The following is a 17,614-nucleotide window of genomic DNA, read 5'->3' as shown; positions in this document are numbered from 1 at the left end:
TGCACGGGGGCGCGGGTAATGAAGTACCCCAGCAGCTCGTCCAGCAATAGGCGCTGGTTCGTACCTGAGGCAGCGGGCAGGATGAAGAAAGCATCCAGCGAAGTTATCTGTGGATGGTTGCTGCGTATCCATGGGTAGCGATCGGCGAGCGCCTGGAAGCCCTCATGCGACAAGACATCGCGCAGGCCTGGGCGGTTGGCGAAGCAGGCTGACACCCTTTGCCTGAACGTTTGCCTGGGTGGTGTTGCAACAGCGGTCATGGCGTCGAACTCTGTGAAGTGAAGCCTGCGACGCTAGTACCCAAGGCAAGGATGGCTGCGGTACATGTTTGGGACAGGTACGACCTTAGGGTGAGGTTTCTAATTTATTTGCCTAACGTGTGCACAAGCCCAACCTCCGTGGGCGGTTTTCCTACACTCATGAGCATGAGGTACACAGCATGGCCAAAGTGAATGTGAAGAAAAAGGACGACGCCCCGGGCACATTGGGCGAAGTGCGCGGGTATGCGCGCAAGATCTGGCTGGCAGGCATTGGCGCTTATGCACGGGTTGGCCAGGAAGGTTCCGACTACTTCCAGGAGCTGGTCAAGGCCGGTGAAGGCGTCGAGAAGCGTGGCAAGAAACGCATCGACAAAGAGCTGGATGCGGCCAACAACCAGCTCGATGAAGCCGCCGAAGACGTCAGCCGCGTACGCGGCAAGGTAGAAATTCAGCTCGACAAGATCGAAAAAGCTTTCGACGCGCGGGTAGGTCGCGCCTTGAATCGCCTTGGCATTCCGTCTAAACATGACGTTGAGGCGCTGTCGATCAAGCTTGAACAGCTGCACGAGCTGCTTGAGCGCGTCGCGCACAAACCATAAGGAGAGCAGGATGGCTGGCAAGAAGAACACCGAAAAAGAAGGCAGCTCCTGGGTCGGCGGGATCGAGAAATACTCCCGCAAGATCTGGCTGGCGGGGCTGGGTATCTATTCGAAGATCGACCAGGACGGCCCCAAGCTGTTCGACTCGCTGGTGAAGGATGGCGAGAAGGCCGAGAAGCAGGCGAAGAAAACCGCCGAAGATGTTGCTGAGACTGCCAAGTCCTCGACCACTTCGCGTGTGTCTGGCGTGAAGGACCGTGCGCTGGGCAAGTGGAGCGAGCTTGAAGAAGCGTTCGACAAGCGCCTGAACAGTGCCATCTCGCGCCTGGGTGTGCCGAGCCGCAACGAGATCAAGGCCCTGCACCAGCAGGTTGATAGCCTGACCAAGCAGATCGAGAAACTGACCGGTGCTTCGGTCACGCCGATTTCTTCGCGCACTGCAGCGGCCAAGCCGGCGGCGAGCAAGGCAGCGGCCAAACCACTGGCCAAGGCGGCGGCAGCCAAGCCTGCAGCTAAAACTGCCGCGGCAAAACCAGCGGCCAAAACGGCAGCGGCGAAACCTGCAGCCAAGCCAGCGGCAGCCAAACCAGCGGCGAAACCGGCAGCGGCCAAGCCGGCTGCGGCGAAGAAGCCAGCGGTGAAAAAAGCCCCGGCCAAACCAGCCGCGGCCAAACCGGCAGCCCCAGCGGCCAGCGCTGCACCCGCAGCCACTGCAGCCCCGGCACCCACCGCCGCCCCGGCCAGCAGCACCCCGTCGGCACCTACCGGCACCGGTACCCTGATCTGATACCGCGTCGCCTTCTTCGCGGGTGAACCCGCTCCCACAGGGACACCACAGACCTTGTAGAAGCGGGCAAAACCTCTCTCACAGACACCACAGACCTTGTAGGAGCGGGCAAAACCTCTCTCACAGACACCACAGACCTTGTAGGCGCGGGCTAAACCTCTCTCACAGACACCACAGACCTTGTGGGAGCGGGTTTACCCGCGAATACGTCGGCAACTGCAACACACCCCGAGCAGGCCTACCCCTCCAGGTACTTCACTGCCAACTGCTCCGCCGCTGCCCTCGCCTGGGCCTGCAGGTGCGGCGCCACCAGCATCATCACCTGGTACACCACAATCCCCACATCCCCCTCGCGCCCCAGCACCCGCTGGTAATCCAGCGAGAACATCAGCGTCAGGGTGATCTGCTCCACCAGTTGCCCCAGCGCCTGGGTATCACTCTCCACCAGCCCCTGGCCCTTGAGGCTGGCCAGCAACGCCGCCAGCGTACGCTTGAGGGCATTGATCAGGCTGCGCATGCCGCGGGCCAGCTTGGGCAGGCGCCCGGTCAGGTTAGACAGGTCCTGGAACAGAAAACGGTACTGCGCCATGCGCTCGACGATCAGGTGCAGGAACAGCCAGTAATCTTCGGCGTCCAGGCGCACTTCCAGCGGTGGGTCGAGCAATGGCATCAGCGCTTCCTCAAAGCGCTCGAACAAGCCCAGTACCAGCGGCTCCTTGCCGTGGAAGTGGTAGTACAGGTTGCCCGGGCTGATGCCCAGTTCGTTGGCAATCTCCAGGGTGGAAACGTTCGGCTCGCCCTGCTGGTTGAACAGCTGCAAGGCACACTCAAGGATACGGTCGCGGGTTTTCATCCAGTCAGCATGCTCATCGGGTCAGCACGTAAGTGCCTGGCGCGGGGCCTAGCGGTGGGTAGGTGGCATTGCCCAGTTCGGTGCGTGGTGCTTTGAGCGGGCCGGAGCGCGGGGTGATCCATTCCAGCCACAACGGCCACCAGCTGCCTTCGCTGCGCTTGGCGTCGTGGAACCAGGCGCGCGGGTCACTGCTCAGTTTCGGGTTGGCCAGGTAATAGGCCTTGGGGTTGCCGGGCGGGTTGATGATGCTCTGGATATGCCCGCTGTTGGCCAGCACGAAACGCCGCTCGCCACCCAGCAGCATGGCCGAGCGGTACACGGCGTCCCAAGGGGTGATGTGGTCATTGCTGCCGGCCACGGTAAAGCTGTCCAGGTTGACCTGCTGCAGGTCGATCGGCGTGCCGCACACCTCCAGCCCTTGCGGGTAGGTCAACGGGTTGAGCTTGAAGAACTCCAGCAGGTCGCCATGCAGTGCGGCAGGCAGGCGGGTGCTGTCGGCATTCCAGTAGAGGATGTCGAAGGCTGGTGGTGTCTTGCCGAGCAGGTAGTTGTTGACCCAGTAGTTCCAGATCAGGTCGTTGGGCCGCATCCAGGCGAAGATCCGCGCCACTTCGGCACCGTCCAGCACACCGCGTTGATACGAGCGGCGCTTGGCCGCTTCAATGGTCTGCTCGTCGGCGAACAGGCTGGCTGGGCTTTCGAACTTGCTGTCCAGCAAGCTCACCAGGTAGGTGGCACTGCGCACCCGGCGCAACTGCTGCTTGGCTTGCAGGTGGCCTTGCAGGGCCGCCATGGTCAGGCCACCGGCGCAGGCGCCCATCAGGTTGGGGTCGCGGTTGCCGCTGATGCTGCGGCAGGCATTCAGCGCCTCTTCCAGCGCCTGCACGTAGCTGGACAGGCCCCATTCACGGTGGCGCGGGTCTGGGTTGCGCCAGCTGACCATGAACACCTGCAGGCCATTCTTGAGCATGTACTGGACGAAGCTGTTGGTCGTGCTCAGGTCAAAGATGTAGAACTTGTTGATCTGCGGCGGCACCACCAGCAACGGGCGGGCGTGCTGTTTTTCGCTCATCGGCCTGTACTGGATCAGCTCCAGCAGTTCGTTGCGAAACACCACTGCGCCGGGGGTCGCGGCCAGGTTACCGCCCACTTCGAAGGCGCGTTCATCAACCTGGCGCGGCAGGCCATCGTTGTGCCGCAAGTCTTCGAGCAGGTGGGCCATGCCACGCACCAGGCTCTGGCCGCCGGTATTGAACAGCTCCTTGACCGCCAGTGGGTTGAGCAGCGAGTTGCTGGGGGCCAGCGCATCGTTGATCAGGTTGAACAGGAAGTGCGCACGTGCGCGGTCATCGTCGTGCAGGTGGCTTTCGTCGATCCATTGGCGGGTCTGCTTCTGCCAGGCCAGGTACGCTTGCAGGCCGCGGCGGTAGAGCGGGTTCTGGCTCCACGTCGGGTCACTGAAGCGCGCGTCCCGCGGGTTGGGCTGGTAGGGCGAATCGCCCAGCATCACCCGCCCCAGCTGCCCGCCCAGGGCCAGCAGATGATGCGCGGTATGCAGCGGATGGCGCAGGCCGTGGCGGCCGACATTGCGCAGCGTGGATAGCAGGTCGCGGCCACGCAGGCCGAGGATGGCGTTCTGCACGTTCATGCGGGTGGCGGGGAGCGTTGTCGATCCTTTGGCCGGTTTGTCTGTCATGGCAACACTCCCTTGTCTGACCTTCGTGGCAAAAAGACGCTCACGGGTTTTGCAGGAACCCTGTGGGAGCGGGTTCACCCGCGAACACCGGCGAAGCCGGTGCCATTTACCGAGTTGAAATCTTCGCGGCGGTTCGACGCCTCGATGAACCCGCTCCCACAGGGACCAGAATCGCCCTCACGAGCCCGCTGCCGGGCGAGGGTGCATGACGGCACGCTGTCGTTCTTGCTGGAGGAACTTCATGATGATCGGGGCGACGGCCTCGGCCCGGGTGATCAGGAACAAGTGGCCGTCGTCGATAATGTGTAGCTGGGCATTGGGAATCCGCCAGGCCAGCAGGCGCATGTTGATCAGCGGGATCAGCGGGTCGTCGTCCCCCGCCAGCACCAGGGTTGGCTGCTGGATCTTGTGCAGCCAGTGGATGCTGGTCCAGCCCAGCCCGGCAAACAGCTGCCAGTAGTAGCCCAGCTTGCCGCCGGAACGCACCTTGGCCGCGTGGTGCATGGCCAGGTCCGGGTCACGGCGAAAGCCCCCGCCATAGATCATTGGCGCAATGCGGATCACATGCGACGGCTGCACATAACGCCTGGGGCTGGCCATCATCCACAACACCTTGGGCTTGCCTGGCACCATCACCGCACCGGCGGCCGTGGCTGCCAGCACCAGCTTCTTGCAGCGCTCGGGGTAGTCGTGGGCGAACTGCTGGGCCAGGGCGCCACCCCAGGACACGCCAATGACATTGACCTGGCCGTAGTCGAGGTAATCGAGCATGCGTGCGGTCAGCTTGGCCAGCCCAGGAAAGCGATACGGGTGGCGCGGGGTGGACGAACCACCCACCCCCGGCACATCGAAAGCGATTACTTCCAGGTCCGGGTCCAATGCTTCGATGAACGGAAACACCAGCTCCAGGTTGGCGCCGATGCCGTTGAAAATCAGCAACGGCGTCAAGTGCGGTTTGCCTGGCCGGACAGCGGTGCGAATGGACTGGTTGTCCAGCTCGACGGTCCTGAAGATATAGGGTTGCGGCATGCGCGTGACTCTTGGGTGAAAAGTACACCGTGGCGCCCTGCTGGCCGCCACGGCGCTGCAACTCAACGCTCGTGAACGTAGGTGCCCGGGGCGGCTTCGCCAGCGGCATAGGCCCGGTTGCCCAGGCGGGTCGGCGCCTTCTTCAGCTCGCCAGCGCGCTCGGCCAGCCAGCCTTGCCAGTGCAGCCACCAGGAGTCGGCGTGCTTGGTGGCGTTTTCCTGCCAAGCCACCGGGTCACCCGGGCGATCGGCGCCAGTCATGAAGCGCGCCTTGGGGTTGCCCGGCGGGTTGAGGATGCTCTGGATATGCCCGCTGTTGGATAGCACGAACTCGATCTTGCCGCCGAACAGGTGCGCCGAGCGGTAGCACGACTGCCACGGGGTAATGTGGTCAGCGGTGCCGGCCACGCTGAAGATGTCGCACTGCACTTTCTTCAGGTCGATGGCAGTGCCGCACACTTTCAGGGCTTCGGGGCGCGTCAGCGGGTTGCTCTTGAACATTTCGATCAGGTCGCCATGGAAGGCGGCCGGCAGGCGCGTGGTGTCGTTGTTCCAGAACAGGATGTCGAACACCGGCGGCTCGTTGCCGAGCAGGTAGTTGTTGACCCAGTAGTTCCAGATCAGGTCGTTGGGGCGCATCCAGGCGAACACCTTGGCCATCTCGCTGCCTTCCAGCACGCCGGCCTGGTAGGAGTGGCGCTTGGCCGCTTCCAGGGTCTGCTCGTCGACGAACAGCGCCACCTGGTTGTCCATGGTGGTGTCCAGTACGCTGACCAGCAGGGTCAGGGCATTGACCTTGTTCTCGTTAATGGCGGCATAGTGGCCCACCAGCGCGGTGCAGGTGATGCCGCCGGAGCAGGCCCCGAGCATGTTCAGGTCCTTGCTGCCGGTAATCGCCAGCACCGCGTCGACCGCTTCCTTGAGCGCGTCGATGTAGGTGGACAGGCCCCATTCGCGCTGGGCCTTGGTCGGGTTGCGCCAGCTGATGATGAAGGTTTGCTGCTGCGAGCGCAGGCAGTAGCGGGCCAGGCTTTTTTCCGGGCTGAGGTCGAACACGTAAAACTTGTTGATCTGCGGCGGCACCACCAGCAATGGCCGCGCATGCACCTGTTCGGTGATCGGGCTGTACTGGATCAGCTCCAGCACGTCGTTGCGGTACACCACCGCGCCTTCGCTGGTGCCCAGGTTCTTGCCCACCTCGAAGGCGTCCATGTTGACCTGGCTGGGCATGCCGCCATTGTTGACCATGTCCTTGGCCAGGTTGGACAGGCCGTCGAGCAGGCTCTTGCCGCCGGTTTCGAAGAAGCGTTTTACCGCTGCGGGGTTGGACAGGGTGTTGGTCGGCGCCATGGCCTCGGTCATCAGGTTGATGACGAACTGGCCGCGGCTGATGTCCTGGGGCGACAGGTCGCTGCTGCCGATCCAGTCCTGCAGCTCATTGCGCCAGGCCAGGTAGGTTTGCAGGTAGCGACGGTATAGCGGGTTGTTGCTCCAGGCCGGGTCATTGAAGCGACGGTCGTCGCTTTCCGGGGCCAGGCTGGACTTGCCCAGCAGCACGTTCTTCAGCTCCAGGCCAAAATGGGCCACATGCTTGGCGCTGTGCAGCGGTTGGCGCACGGCCTGGCGCAGCACGGTACGTGCCGAGCTCAACAGGTCCTTGCGGCGAATGCCGATGACCGGGTTCAGCCCCAGGGTGTTTTCCGAGGCCTGCCGCTGCAGCTCATCGTTGTTCTTGTTACTCATCTACGACGCTCCGTTGTCCTGAGACGAGTACCGGTTGCTGTGACGGGTGCACAGCCCTGAGCCCGGTACTGCTACTCGGGTGACCAGTGATAAGGAACAGCGGTGCTGCGGGGGTACTGACTGCCTGCAAATTGATGCAGGTAACTTGCCACACCCATTGGTTACCCGACTTTCATGTAATGCGCAAGACAGCCCGTCACTGGGCTGTCTGTAAGTCATTCAAACAGATGAATTTAGAAAATGCGCTCTAAACCCTGCAGGCCTTGCGCTAGAGCATGAGTTTCACGACCGATTCGGCCGGGTCGCGGGATTTGCCGGCCTTGTGCAGCTCGTCGAGGTATTCGGCCCACAGCTGTTGCTGGCGCAGGCACAGCTGTTCAAGGTATTCCCAAGTGAACAGGCCGCTGTCATGGCCGTCGTCGAAGGTCAGTTTCAGTGCGTACTGGCCGGCAGGTTCCAGGCCGACCAGGCCGACGTTGATCTTGCCGAACTGCAGGATAGGGTTGCCGTGGCCCTGGACCTCGGCAGAGGGGGAGTGCACGCGCAGGAATTCGGCGGGCAGGGTGTAGACCTCGCCGGGGGCGTAGGTGAGGCTGAGGGTTTTCGAGGCTTTGTGCAGGTTGATGGCGGTGGGCAGGCGGGCCATGGGCAGAATCTCTCCGGAGCTGATGAAGCACAGCTTCCAGCTTATGGTGGAGGGATTCAAGGGCCCTTTCTCGGGTAAACCCGCTCCTACAAAGGTCGGCACATGTCTGTGGCCTGCGGTGATCCTTGTGGGAGCGGGTTTACCCGCGAAGAAGCTGACGCCGTATTACAGGATGTACCGCGACAGGTCTTCGTTCTGCGCCAGCTCACCCAGGTGGCTGTTCACATACGCTGCGTCGATCTGGATCGGCGTTTCGTCATGTGCGCTGGCCAGGTCACCGGCACTGAACGACACCTCTTCCAGCAAGCGCTCCAGCAGGGTGTGCAGGCGGCGGGCACCGATGTTCTCGGTTTTTTCGTTGACCTGGTAGGCAATCTCGGCCAGGCGCTTGATGCCGTCAGCGACGAACTCGATGTTCAGGCCTTCGGTTTTCAGCAGGGCCTGGTACTGCTCGGTCAGTGACGCGTGCGGCTCCTGCAGGATGCGCTCGAAGTCTTCCGGGGTCAGTGCCTTCAGCTCAACGCGAATCGGCAAGCGGCCTTGCAGCTCGGGCACCAGGTCGCTTGGCTTGCTCAGGTGGAAGGCACCCGAGGCAATGAACAGAATGTGGTCGGTCTTGACCATGCCCAGCTTGGTGTTGACGGTGCAGCCTTCGATCAGCGGCAGCAGGTCACGCTGTACACCTTCACGGGACACGTCGGCGCCGCCAACGTTGCCACGCTTGGCGACTTTGTCGATCTCGTCGATGAACACGATGCCGTGCTGCTCGACCGCTTCCAGGGCCTTGGCCTTGAGCTCTTCTTCGTTGACCAGGCGGCTCGCTTCTTCGTCGCGAACCATCTTCAGCGCTTCTTTCACCTTCAGCTTGCGCGCCTTGCGCTTGCCTTTGCCCATGTTGGCAAACAGGCTCTGCAGCTGGTTGGTCATTTCTTCCATGCCAGGCGGTGCGGCAATTTCCACACCGGCGGTTTCAGCCACTTCGATCTCGATTTCCTTGTCGTCCAGCTGGCCTTCGCGTAGGCGCTTGCGGAACAGCTGGCGGGTGTTGGAGTCGCTGCTGGTCTGCGCGGCTTCTTCACTGAAGCTGGTCACGCGGGCCTGTGGCAGCAGGGCATCGAGGATGCGGTCTTCGGCGGCGTCTTCGGCACGGTGGCGCACGCGGACGATTTCCTGCTCGCGCAGCATCTTCAGCGCGGCATCGGCCAAGTCACGGATGATCGACTCGACGTCGCGGCCCACATAGCCCACTTCGGTGAACTTGGTGGCTTCGACCTTGAGGAACGGCGCGTTGGCCAGCTTGGCCAGGCGACGGGCGATTTCGGTCTTGCCGACGCCGGTAGGGCCGATCATCAGGATGTTCTTCGGCGTGACTTCGGCACGCAGCTCGGCTGGGAGCTGCATGCGCCGCCAGCGGTTGCGCAGGGCAATGGCCACGGCGCGCTTGGCGTCGTCCTGGCCGATGATGTGGCGGTTGAGTTCGTGGACGATCTCGCGGGGGGTCATGGACATGATGAAAATGGTCCTTGGGCAGATGAGTCAGCGTGGAAAAGCCCCGTCACCGGGAAGGGGCGCCAGAACAGCTGAATCAGTCGGCCAGGTCCTGCTCCTCGATGGTCAGGTTGTGGTTGGTGAACACGCAGATGTCGCCGGCGATGTTCAGGGCGGTTTCGGCGATTTCACGGGCCGAGAGGTCGGTCTTGTTCAGCAGGGCGCGGGCTGCGGCCTGGGCGTAGGCGCCACCGGAACCCATGGCGATCAGGCCGTCTTCGGGTTCGACCACGTCACCGTTGCCGGTGATGATCAGCGATGCGTCCTTGTTGGCCACGGCCAGCATGGCTTCCAGGCGGCTCAGGGAACGGTCGGTACGCCATTCCTTGGCCAGCTCGACGGCGGCGCGGACCAGGTGGCCCTGGTGTTTCTCAAGCTGCCCTTCAAAGCGTTCGAACAGGGTGAAGGCGTCGGCGGTGGCACCGGCGAAGCCGGCGATGACCTGGCCGTGGTACAGGCGGCGCACTTTCTTGGCGTTGCCTTTCATCACGGTGTTGCCGAGGGATACCTGGCCGTCGCCACCCATGACGACTTTGCCGTTACGGCGGACAGAAACGATGGTGGTCAAGGGGAGAGTCTCCACGCAGCGGGGCGAAAGTGCCTGATGCAGACTCATATGGGGGTGGGGGGAAGGATTTCAACCGTGGGGGATGAATGGTAGAGCCTGGCAGGTAGATCTGTGTTGGATCATTCGCGGGTGAACCCGCTCCCACAGGGACTCCGCTGTTTTCATGGACAGCGCAATACCTGTGGGAGCGGGCTCACCCGCGAATGGTCTTACTCAGGCCTCGTGGCAAACATGCCCATCGACCAAGGTATAACGCACCGCACCCGGCAGGCAGTGGCCGATGAACGGGCAGTTCTCGCCACGCGACAGCCATTGCTCACCGGCAACGGTCGAGGCTTGCGGGTCGAACAGCACCAGGTCGGCCGCGCCACCCACCTTCAGCTCACCGGCCGGCAGGCGCAGGGCTGCTGCCGGGCCGCTGCTCAGGCGGGCGAGCAAGGTTGGCAGGTCGAGCAGGCCGTCCTGCACCAGGGTCATGGCCAGCGGCAGCAGCAACTCGACGCTGCTGATGCCCGGCTCGGTAGCGCCGAACGGGGCCAGCTTGGCGTCGCGCTCGTGCGGCTGGTGGTGGCTGGAAATCGCCTGGATCACGCCCGACTTCACGGCCTCGCGCAGGCCGTCACGGTCAGCGGCAGTGCGTAGCGGCGGCTGCACGTGGTACAGGCTGGAGAACTCGCGCAGTGACTCGTCGGTGAGGATCAGCTGGTACAGCGCCACGTCAGCGGTCACCGGCAGGCCAAGGGCCTGGGCCTGGGCGATCAGCCGCGCGCCACGGGCGCTGGTGATCTGGCTGAAGTGCGCACGTACGCCGGACTGCTCCACCAGCAGCAGGTTGCGCGCCAGGGCCACGGTCTCGGCACTTTCCGGAATACCCGGCAGGCCGAGGAAGCTGGCCATCGCGCCTTCGTGGGCCAGGCCACCCTGGGCCAGGTCGCGGTCCTGGGAGTGGAACACCACGGTCAGGTCGAAGGTGGCGGCGTATTCCAGGGCGCGGGCCAGGGTACGGTTGTTGGGGATTTCCTTCAGGCCGTTGCCGAAGGCCACGCAACCGGTGTCACGCAGGGCCACCAGTTCAGCCAGCTGCTCGCCTTCCAGGCCCTTGGTCAGGGCGCCGATCGGGTAGACCTTGCTGTTGGCGGCCTCGCGGGCGCGGTCAAGGATCAGTTCGGCCACTGCCGAGGTGTCCAGCACCGGCTTGGTCTGCGGCGGGCAGCACAGGCTGGTGACGCCACCGGCCACGGCGGCGCGGGTTTCGCTGGCGATATTGCCCTTGCGGCTGTAGCCCGGCTCGCGCAGGGATACGCCAAGGTCGACCAGGCCAGGCGCGGCAACCAGGCCGTCAGCCTGGATCGTGCGGCTGGCGCTGAACCCGGCCGGGGCGGCGCCGATCGCGGCAATGCGGCCACCGTCCAGGTGCAGGTCGGTGACCTGGTCCAGGCCGCTGTTAGGGTCGATGACCCGGGCGCCGAGAATACTGATGGTCACTGGGCGTTCTCCTGGTCGAATTGACGTTGCGCGTTCTGCCCGCTCATGGCCATGGACAGCACGGCCATGCGCACGGCGATGCCGTAGGTGACCTGGTTGAGGATCACCGAGTGCTTGCCGTCGGCCACTGCCGACTCGATTTCCACGCCACGGTTGATCGGGCCCGGGTGCATGACGATGGCATCCGGCTTGGCCCCGGCCAGGCGCGCAGTGGTCAGGCCGAACAGGCGGTAGAACTCGCCCTCGCTGGGCAGCAGGCCGCCCGCCATGCGCTCGCGCTGCAGGCGCAGCATGATCACCACGTCGACGTCTTTCAGGCCTTCGGCGAGGTCGGTGTAGACCTTTACTCCGTACTGCTCGATGCCGATCGGGATCAGGGTTTTCGGGCCGATCACGCGAATGTCCGGGCAACCCAGCGCCTTCAGCGCGAGCATGTCGGAGCGAGCCACGCGTGAGTGCAGGATGTCGCCGACGATGGCCACCGACAGGTTCTCGAAGCTGCCCTTGTGGCGGCGGATAGTAAGCATGTCGAGCATGCCCTGGGTCGGGTGAGCGTGGCGGCCATCACCGCCGTTGATTACGGCAACGTCCGGGCACACGTGCTCGGCAATGAAGTGCGCTGCGCCCGAGTCGGAATGGCGCACGACGAACATGTCGGCGGCCATGGCTTCGAGGTTGCGCAGTGTGTCGAACAGGGTTTCGCCCTTGCTGGTCGAGGAGGTCGACACGTTCAGGCTGATCACGTCGGCCGACAGGCGCTGGGCCGCCAGCTCGAAGGTGGTACGGGTACGGGTCGAGTTCTCGAAAAACACGTTGCACACGGTCTTGCCGCGCAGCAGCGGGACTTTTTTCACGGCCCGGGCGCCGACTTCCAGGAACGAGTCGGCGGTGTCGAGGATCTCGGTGAGCAGTTCGCGGGGCAAACCGTCGAGCGAGAGGAAGTGGCGCAGCTGGCCCTGATCATTGAGCTGCAGCGGGCGCTTGGCGTCGATTGGCGTCATCGCGGGGGACTCTTAAAGGGCGGAAGCGGAGGCGAGGTCCTGGCGCTCGAGGGCGAGCGGTGCGGGTCCGGTCAATTTTACCCGTTCATGGGCTGCCAGCGACAGGGTGGCGCCAAGCACATTCGGGCGGATCGGCAGTTCGCCGGCATCCAGGTCCAGCAGGCAGACCAGGGTGACGCTGGCCGGGCGGCCGTAATCGAACAGTTCGTTGAGCGCCGCGCGGATGGTGCGGCCGCTCATCAGTACGTCATCTACCAGCACCAGGTGCTGGCCTTCGACCTCGAACGGCAGCTCGGAGGGGCGTACCTGCGGGTGCAGGCCGTTCTGGCTGAAGTCGTCGCGGTAGAACGAAACGTCCAGGGTGCCCATGGCGCTGGTGTCGCCCATGGCCTCCTGCAGGGCCTGGGCAACCCAGACACCGCCCGTGCGGATACCGATGTAACGTGGTTCGCTGATGTTGCGGCGGGCCAGGTGGGCACGAAGGTCGACAGCCATCTGCCGGACCAGCTCGGCGGGATTGGGTAGGCTCATTGCGGGCTCCTCGGAAGGGTGCGCCGGGCGTGGCCGGCAGCAAAGATGATCAGGTATTGGCCTCCAGCCAGCCTTGCAGCAGCAGGGCGGCGGCAATGGCATCGACCGGGTTGTCGCGATAGCTGCCACGCTGGCCACCACGGGCCATGCGCTCGCCTTTGGCCTCGAAGGTGGTCAGGCGCTCATCGTGGGTGTGCACGGGCAGGTTGAAGCGGCCGTTCAGGCGGCGGGCGAACTTTTCGGCGCGGGCGCTCATTTCGCTGGGCGTGCCGTCCATGTTCAGCGGCAGGCCGACGACGATGGCGTCGGGCTTCCATTCGGCAATCAGCTTTTCTACCTGGGCCCAGTCCGGTACGCCGTTCTGTGCCTTGAGCGTGCACAGTTCGCGGGCCTGGCCGGTGATTACCTGGCCGACGGCCACGCCGATCTGTTTGCTGCCGTAGTCGAAGCCCAGCAGTAAGCGTAGCTCTGACATCAGGCGTGGCCCGCCTGGCTGGTCAGCAAGTGCAGGTTGATGCCCAGGCTGGCGGCGGCGGCCTCCAGGCGCAGGTCGCTGGCCATGCCGAAGATGATTTCCGGGTCGAACGGGCAGTTGAGCCAGGCGTTGTCGGCCAGCTCCGCTTCCAGCTGGCCGGCTTCCCAACCGGCATAGCCAAGGGTGATCAGGCTCTGTTTCGGGCCTACCCCGGCGGCGATGGCCAGCAGGATGTCCTGCGAGGTGGTCAGCGTCAGCCCTTCCAGCGCCACGCTGGCCTGGAAGCTGCACTCGCTGCTGTGCAGCACGAAGCCGCGGTCGGTCTGCACCGGGCCACCCTGGTAGATCGGCACCTGCAAGGTGTCGGCCGGCGGCGTTTCGTCCGGGCGCAACTGCTCGAGGATGTCGGCCAGGTTCAGCTCCTGCGGCCGATTGACCACCAGGCCCATGGCGCCATGGGCGTTGTGCTCGACGATGTACGTGAGGGTCTGGGCGAAGTTCGGATCGGCCATGTGCGGCATGGCAATCAGGAACTGATGCTTGAGGTAGCTCGGCGTGAGGGTTTTCATGGGGTAGTAGTGTGGCGCCAGGTGGCGAGGCTGACAAGGTGCACAACAAGGCTTGAAGGCTTGAAGGCTTGTGCGATCCCTGTGGGAGCGGGTTCACCCGCGAATGCGCCAGATCAGGCAATGATGTTGCTTGGTCGGACGCTTTCGCGGGTAAACCCGCTCCCACAGGAGCTGATTGCTGCAGAAGATCAGTTACTGGACAAACGGTCCCCACGGGCAAAGCGCCAGGTGCGGATGATCTCCAGCCTGTCGAACTCGGCCAGGTCGCCGGTAAACGGCGCAAACGGCGCCGCCAGCCGCACGATGCGTTGCGCCGCCTGGTCCAGCACCGCTTGCCCGGACGACTCCAGCACCAGCACTTCATACAGCGAACCATCGCGGTTGATCGACACCATCATGCGCAAGTTGCCGTAGATCTGCTGCCGGCGCGCTTCGTCGGGGTAATTCAGGTTGCCCACCCGCTCTACCTTCTTGCGCCACTCTTCCTTGTACCAGGCGCCCTTGTCGCGCATGGTCGAAGCGGCGTTCAGGCGGTGGATGCGCGGGCGCTTGGCGTACAGCTGCTGCTCGTTGGACAGCTCCGCCTCCAGGCTGGCGATCTGGCTGGACAGCTGCGAGCTGTCGAAGTCCGGCGCAGGCGCGGCCGGCTTGGGCTGCGCCTTGCTTTCCTTGGGCTTGGGCTCGACCTTCTGCGCCTTCGGTGCAGTGGTCACTACCGCCGACTTCTGCGGGGTTGGCGGCGGCACCACCTCGGGCCTGGCCGCAGGCGGCGGGGTGATCTTGTTGATCTTGCTGTCCTGGAACGGCGCCAGTTCGGTGGTCTTGGGCACCGCCTTCTTGTCCAGGGTGCCGCTGCCTTGCTGGTTGTCCTGGGCCTGGAAATCCGCCTTCTGCGGCGGTTTTTCGCTTTTGAAGGTGGCCAGGGTGATGTCCATGGTATGGCGGATTTCGGCCGGTTTGACCACGGTGAAGCCGACGCCAAGGATCAGCGCCAGGTGCACCAGGGCAGCCAGGCACAGGGTAAAGCCGAGCCGGTCCACCGGGCGAACACGGGGCGGCAGCAGGTCGGCGGGGATGTCAGCGGGCAGCGTCATCAGGTATCCAGCAACCGCAGGGCGGGGCAGCGGGTCAGTGTCAAAGGACCCGCATCATACCCCACTCTGGGTTTACGCCGCGCGTCGACGGTCAGCGCGCCTTCAGCTGGCGATCAATGGCGTCCATCAGTTTGCCACCGATATCGGTGTTGTAGGCGTTGTCGATTTCGCGAATGCAGGTAGGGCTGGTGACGTTGATTTCGGTGAGGTAGTCGCCGATCACGTCCAGGCCAACGAACAGCAGGCCCTTCTCGCGCAGGGTCGGGCCGACCTGAGCCGCGATCCAGCGGTCACGCTCGCTTAATGGGCGGGCTTCGCCACGGCCACCGGCGGCCAGGTTGCCACGGGTCTCGCCGCTGGCCGGGATGCGCGCCAGGCAGTAGTCGACCGGCTCGCCGTCGATCATCAGGATGCGCTTGTCGCCGTCCTTGATCGCCGGCAGGTAGGCCTGCGCCATGATCTGCTGGGCACCCAGTGCGGTCAGGGTTTCGAGGATCACCGACAGGTTGGGGTCGCCCACCCGGTGGCGGAAGATCGACGTGCCGCCCATGCCATCCAGTGGCTTGAGGATCACATCGCCATGTTTGGCCGCGAACTCGCGGATGATGTCCGGGCGGCGGCTGACCAGCGTGGGTGGCGTGCACTGCGGGAACAGCGTGGCAAACAGCTTTTCGTTGCAGTCACGCAGGCTTTGCGGGCGGTTGACCACCAGCACGCCATCGTTCTCGGCTTGCTCCAGCAGGTAGGTGCTGTAGACGAACTCCATGTCGAACGGCGGGTCCTTGCGCATCAGGATCACATCCAGCTCTGCCAGGGTGCTGTCCTGTTCCTCGCCCAGCTCGAACCAGCGGGCCGGGTCGGCGAACACTTTCAGCGGGCGCATGCGCGCACGGGCCTTGCCTTCGCCTTGATACAGGTCGTGCTGTTCCATGTAGAACAGGCTCCAGCCGCGTGCCTGGGCGGCCAGCAGCATGGCCAGCGAACTGTCCTTCTTGTAGGAGATGGACGCGATGGGGTCCATGACAATGCCGAGGCGAACGCTCATGGGGTGGTTCCTCTTGGCGGCACGTGGCCGCGATGGCTCGAAAGAAAAGTGGCTCAGGGTGGCGCCGCGAACGCCGCCGGTCAAGGGGCGGCGCAGATGGAACGGCCACCCGGAGTGTGCTAAAAATGCCAGTCATAGTGCTGTACAACAGGCCTTTGGGGCTGCTGCGCAGCCCGATCGCGACACAAGGCCGCTCCTACAGGAGTTTGCGTTCCCTTGTAGGAGCGGCCTTGTGTCGCGATCGGGGCGCGCAGCGGCCCTACGATTTCGGCAAAAACAGCGACGGTAGCCCAAGTGATGGAACAACCCCTGAAGGTGATGGTGATCGACGATTCGCGCACGATCCGCCGCACCGCGCAGATGTTGCTCGGTGAAGCAGGCTGCGAGGTCATCACCGCCAGCGATGGCTTCGATGCCCTGGCCAAGATCGTCGATCACCAGCCCGGCATCATCTTCGTCGATGTGCTGATGCCGCGCCTGGACGGCTACCAGACCTGCGCAATCATCAAGCACAACAGCGCCTTCAAGGACACCCCGGTGATCCTGCTGTCGTCGCGCGACGGCCTGTTCGACAAGGCCCGTGGCCGGGTGGTGGGTTCCGATCAGTTCCTGACCAAACCGTTCAGCAAGGAAGAACTGCTCGACGCGATCCGCGCCCATGTGCCCGGCTTTGCCGCACCTCAACAACACGCACCCTGACCGCGCCCCGCCATGGCGCGGTCTTTCTTTCCTGATGGGGAACCAGCATGGCCCGAGTTCTGATTGTCGACGACTCGCCGACAGAGATGTACCGCTTGACCGAATGGCTGGAAAAGCACGGCTACCAGGTGCTCAAGGCCAGCAACGGTGCCGACGGCGTGGCCCTGGCCCGGCAGGACAAGCCCGATGCCGTGCTGATGGACATCGTCATGCCCGGCATGAACGGCTTCCAGGCCACCCGCCAGCTCAGCAAGGACCCGGAAACCAGCGCCATCCCGGTGATCGTGGTGACCACCAAGGACCAGGAAACCGACCGTATCTGGGCCACGCGCCAGGGCGCCCGTGACTTCCTCACCAAACCGGTGGAAGAAGACGCGCTGATTGCCAAGCTCAAAGAAGTGCTGGGGGCTTGACCACCCGCCCGCAGGGCGCGTCGCTGACCGCCTTCGAGCTGTTGCTGGACATTGACCGGCGCTGCCGTTTGCTGGTCGCCGACCAGCCGCCGCAGGACAACCGCCTGCAGGAATGGAGCGGCATCGGCTTTCGCATTGCCGGGCAGTGGTTCGTCGCGCCCATGGGCGAAGTGGCCGAGGTGCTGCGCGAACCGCGCAGCAGCCGCGTCCCCGGTGTGCAGCCGTGGGTCTGCGGGGTAGCCAACCTGCGTGGCCGGCTGTTGCCGGTAATGGACCTGAGCAGCTTCTTTGGCCTGGGCCACGTTGCCCCGGGCAAGCAGCGCCGGGTGCTGGTGCTGGACCATGAAGACCTGTTCGTCGGCCTGCTGGTGGACGAGGTGCTTGGCCTGCAGCACTTTGCCCTCGACAGCCTGCAACTGTCGCCGCCGCAGCCACTGATCCGCGCCGCTGCCCGCTTTGTGCAGGGGCACTTCCCGCGTGAACGCAACTGGGCAATCTTCAGCCCCTTCGCCCTGGCCCAGGCGCCGGGCTTTCTCGATGTGGCGTTATAGGACCTGCGAACGTGAACAAGCCT

The 17,614-nt window shown here is 64.0% G+C and carries 19 protein-coding genes; 5 read left to right on the top strand and 14 right to left on the bottom strand.

The genetic code is table 11. The features are described 5' to 3' along the window. Positions 1 to 439 precede the first annotated feature (439 nt). Positions 440 to 859 (top strand): phasin family protein, encoded by a 420-nt coding sequence (locus IAE39_RS11225; protein WP_201202227.1) that lies wholly within the window; start codon positions 440 to 442, stop codon positions 857 to 859. Positions 860 to 869: 10 nt separating this feature from the next. Further along, a complete protein-coding gene (locus IAE39_RS11220) occupies positions 870 to 1,646 on the top strand; it encodes a phasin family protein (RefSeq protein ID WP_201202225.1) in 777 nt (258 codons plus the stop codon). A 238-nt stretch (positions 1,647 to 1,884) separates the two neighbouring features. On the opposite strand, the gene IAE39_RS11215 is transcribed toward IAE39_RS11220, so the two are convergent. The 14 genes from IAE39_RS11215 to gshB form a co-directional block, all read right to left on the bottom strand. After that, positions 1,885 to 2,499: a TetR/AcrR family transcriptional regulator gene (locus IAE39_RS11215; protein WP_201202223.1), complete on the bottom strand. Its 615-nt coding sequence runs from the start codon at positions 2,497 to 2,499 to the stop codon at positions 1,885 to 1,887. Positions 2,500 to 2,512: 13 nt separating this feature from the next. Next, positions 2,513 to 4,195, bottom strand: a complete 1,683-nt coding sequence (phaC, locus tag IAE39_RS11210) for a class II poly(R)-hydroxyalkanoic acid synthase (protein WP_201202221.1) — start codon at positions 4,193 to 4,195, stop codon at positions 2,513 to 2,515. A 177-nt stretch (positions 4,196 to 4,372) separates the two neighbouring features. After that, positions 4,373 to 5,224, bottom strand: a complete 852-nt coding sequence (phaZ, locus tag IAE39_RS11205) for a poly(3-hydroxyalkanoate) depolymerase (RefSeq protein ID WP_201202219.1) — start codon at positions 5,222 to 5,224, stop codon at positions 4,373 to 4,375. Between the two features lie 62 nt (positions 5,225 to 5,286). Further along, positions 5,287 to 6,966, bottom strand: coding sequence for a class II poly(R)-hydroxyalkanoic acid synthase (phaC, locus tag IAE39_RS11200; RefSeq protein ID WP_201202217.1), 1,680 nt, complete (start codon positions 6,964 to 6,966; stop codon positions 5,287 to 5,289). A 268-nt stretch (positions 6,967 to 7,234) separates the two neighbouring features. Next, complete coding sequence (locus IAE39_RS11195) at positions 7,235 to 7,612, bottom strand: gamma-butyrobetaine hydroxylase-like domain-containing protein (RefSeq protein ID WP_201202216.1); 378 nt, start codon at positions 7,610 to 7,612, stop codon at positions 7,235 to 7,237. 165 nt (positions 7,613 to 7,777) lie between these two features. Beyond that, complete coding sequence (gene hslU, locus IAE39_RS11190) at positions 7,778 to 9,121, bottom strand: ATP-dependent protease ATPase subunit HslU (RefSeq protein WP_201202215.1); 1,344 nt, start codon at positions 9,119 to 9,121, stop codon at positions 7,778 to 7,780. 76 nt (positions 9,122 to 9,197) lie between these two features. Next, positions 9,198 to 9,728: an ATP-dependent protease subunit HslV gene (hslV, locus tag IAE39_RS11185; protein WP_003249309.1), complete on the bottom strand. Its 531-nt coding sequence runs from the start codon at positions 9,726 to 9,728 to the stop codon at positions 9,198 to 9,200. A gap of 213 nt (positions 9,729 to 9,941) precedes the next feature. Then, a complete protein-coding gene (locus IAE39_RS11180) occupies positions 9,942 to 11,213 on the bottom strand; it encodes a dihydroorotase (protein WP_201202214.1) in 1,272 nt (423 codons plus the stop codon). Then, complete coding sequence (locus tag IAE39_RS11175; protein WP_008099987.1) at positions 11,210 to 12,214, bottom strand: aspartate carbamoyltransferase catalytic subunit; 1,005 nt, start codon at positions 12,212 to 12,214, stop codon at positions 11,210 to 11,212. Before IAE39_RS11175 ends, IAE39_RS11180 begins: the two co-directional genes overlap by 4 nt. A 12-nt stretch (positions 12,215 to 12,226) precedes the next feature. Continuing rightward, positions 12,227 to 12,745 carry a bifunctional pyr operon transcriptional regulator/uracil phosphoribosyltransferase PyrR gene (pyrR, locus tag IAE39_RS11170; RefSeq protein ID WP_201202213.1) on the bottom strand — a complete coding sequence of 173 codons (519 nt, stop codon included), beginning with the start codon at positions 12,743 to 12,745 and terminating at the stop codon, positions 12,227 to 12,229. A 49-nt stretch (positions 12,746 to 12,794) separates the two neighbouring features. Next, positions 12,795 to 13,220 carry a Holliday junction resolvase RuvX gene (gene ruvX / locus IAE39_RS11165; protein ID WP_442968436.1) on the bottom strand — a complete coding sequence of 142 codons (426 nt, stop codon included), beginning with the start codon at positions 13,218 to 13,220 and terminating at the stop codon, positions 12,795 to 12,797. Continuing rightward, on the bottom strand, positions 13,220 to 13,789 hold the full coding sequence (locus IAE39_RS11160; RefSeq protein WP_201202212.1) for a YqgE/AlgH family protein: 570 nt from the start codon (positions 13,787 to 13,789) through the stop codon (positions 13,220 to 13,222). Before IAE39_RS11160 ends, ruvX begins: the two co-directional genes overlap by 1 nt. Before the next feature lie 188 nt (positions 13,790 to 13,977). Beyond that, positions 13,978 to 14,883: an energy transducer TonB gene (locus IAE39_RS11155; RefSeq protein WP_201202211.1), complete on the bottom strand. Its 906-nt coding sequence runs from the start codon at positions 14,881 to 14,883 to the stop codon at positions 13,978 to 13,980. A gap of 91 nt (positions 14,884 to 14,974) precedes the next feature. Next, positions 14,975 to 15,928: a glutathione synthase gene (gshB, locus tag IAE39_RS11150; protein ID WP_201202209.1), complete on the bottom strand. Its 954-nt coding sequence runs from the start codon at positions 15,926 to 15,928 to the stop codon at positions 14,975 to 14,977. Positions 15,929 to 16,225: 297 nt separating this feature from the next. Here gshB and IAE39_RS11145 point away from each other — a divergent pair, with 297 nt between their 5' ends. Genes IAE39_RS11145 through IAE39_RS11135 form a run of 3 tightly spaced genes read left to right on the top strand, consistent with a single transcriptional unit; the run spans position 16,226 to position 17,591 of the window. Further along, entirely contained in the window at positions 16,226 to 16,627 is a 402-nt protein-coding gene (locus tag IAE39_RS11145; protein ID WP_201202207.1) for a response regulator, read from the top strand. Positions 16,628 to 16,674: 47 nt separating this feature from the next. Beyond that, the gene (pilH, locus tag IAE39_RS11140) at positions 16,675 to 17,040 is read left to right on the top strand and encodes a twitching motility response regulator PilH (protein WP_012274551.1); all 366 of its coding nucleotides are present in this window, start codon (positions 16,675 to 16,677) and stop codon (positions 17,038 to 17,040) included. Beyond that, the gene (locus IAE39_RS11135; RefSeq protein ID WP_173891341.1) at positions 17,037 to 17,591 is read left to right on the top strand and encodes a chemotaxis protein CheW; all 555 of its coding nucleotides are present in this window, start codon (positions 17,037 to 17,039) and stop codon (positions 17,589 to 17,591) included. The genes pilH and IAE39_RS11135 overlap by 4 nt, the downstream gene beginning before the upstream one ends. Positions 17,592 to 17,614: the final 23 nt, after the last annotated feature.

Origin of the sequence: Pseudomonas sp. S37 (genome assembly GCF_016658545.1) — a bacterium.
Classification (GTDB): Bacteria; Pseudomonadota; Gammaproteobacteria; order Pseudomonadales; family Pseudomonadaceae; genus Aquipseudomonas.
Note: the sequence above shows the minus strand (reverse complement) of the source record. Positions and strands in the feature narration are given on the sequence as shown.

Coding starts and splice junctions, on each gene's coding strand:
- IAE39_RS11225 (WP_201202227.1), top strand. CDS start 440: ATGGCCAAAGTGAATGTGAAGAAAAAGGACGACGCCCCGGGCACATTG.
- pilH (WP_012274551.1), top strand. CDS start 16,675: ATGGCCCGAGTTCTGATTGTCGACGACTCGCCGACAGAGATGTACCGC.
- ruvX (WP_442968436.1), bottom strand. CDS start 13,220: ATGTCAGAGCTACGCTTACTGCTGGGCTTCGACTACGGCAGCAAACAG.
- IAE39_RS11175 (WP_008099987.1), bottom strand. CDS start 12,214: ATGACGCCAATCGACGCCAAGCGCCCGCTGCAGCTCAATGATCAGGGC.
- hslU (WP_201202215.1), bottom strand. CDS start 9,121: ATGTCCATGACCCCCCGCGAGATCGTCCACGAACTCAACCGCCACATC.
- pyrR (WP_201202213.1), bottom strand. CDS start 12,745: ATGAGCCTACCCAATCCCGCCGAGCTGGTCCGGCAGATGGCTGTCGAC.
- phaZ (WP_201202219.1), bottom strand. CDS start 5,224: ATGCCGCAACCCTATATCTTCAGGACCGTCGAGCTGGACAACCAGTCC.
- IAE39_RS11195 (WP_201202216.1), bottom strand. CDS start 7,612: ATGGCCCGCCTGCCCACCGCCATCAACCTGCACAAAGCCTCGAAAACC.
- gshB (WP_201202209.1), bottom strand. CDS start 15,928: ATGAGCGTTCGCCTCGGCATTGTCATGGACCCCATCGCGTCCATCTCC.
- IAE39_RS11145 (WP_201202207.1), top strand. CDS start 16,226: ATGGAACAACCCCTGAAGGTGATGGTGATCGACGATTCGCGCACGATC.
- IAE39_RS11160 (WP_201202212.1), bottom strand. CDS start 13,789: ATGAAAACCCTCACGCCGAGCTACCTCAAGCATCAGTTCCTGATTGCC.
- IAE39_RS11220 (WP_201202225.1), top strand. CDS start 870: ATGGCTGGCAAGAAGAACACCGAAAAAGAAGGCAGCTCCTGGGTCGGC.
- phaC (WP_201202217.1), bottom strand. CDS start 6,966: ATGAGTAACAAGAACAACGATGAGCTGCAGCGGCAGGCCTCGGAAAAC.
- IAE39_RS11155 (WP_201202211.1), bottom strand. CDS start 14,883: ATGACGCTGCCCGCTGACATCCCCGCCGACCTGCTGCCGCCCCGTGTT.
- IAE39_RS11215 (WP_201202223.1), bottom strand. CDS start 2,499: ATGAAAACCCGCGACCGTATCCTTGAGTGTGCCTTGCAGCTGTTCAAC.
- phaC (WP_201202221.1), bottom strand. CDS start 4,195: ATGACAGACAAACCGGCCAAAGGATCGACAACGCTCCCCGCCACCCGC.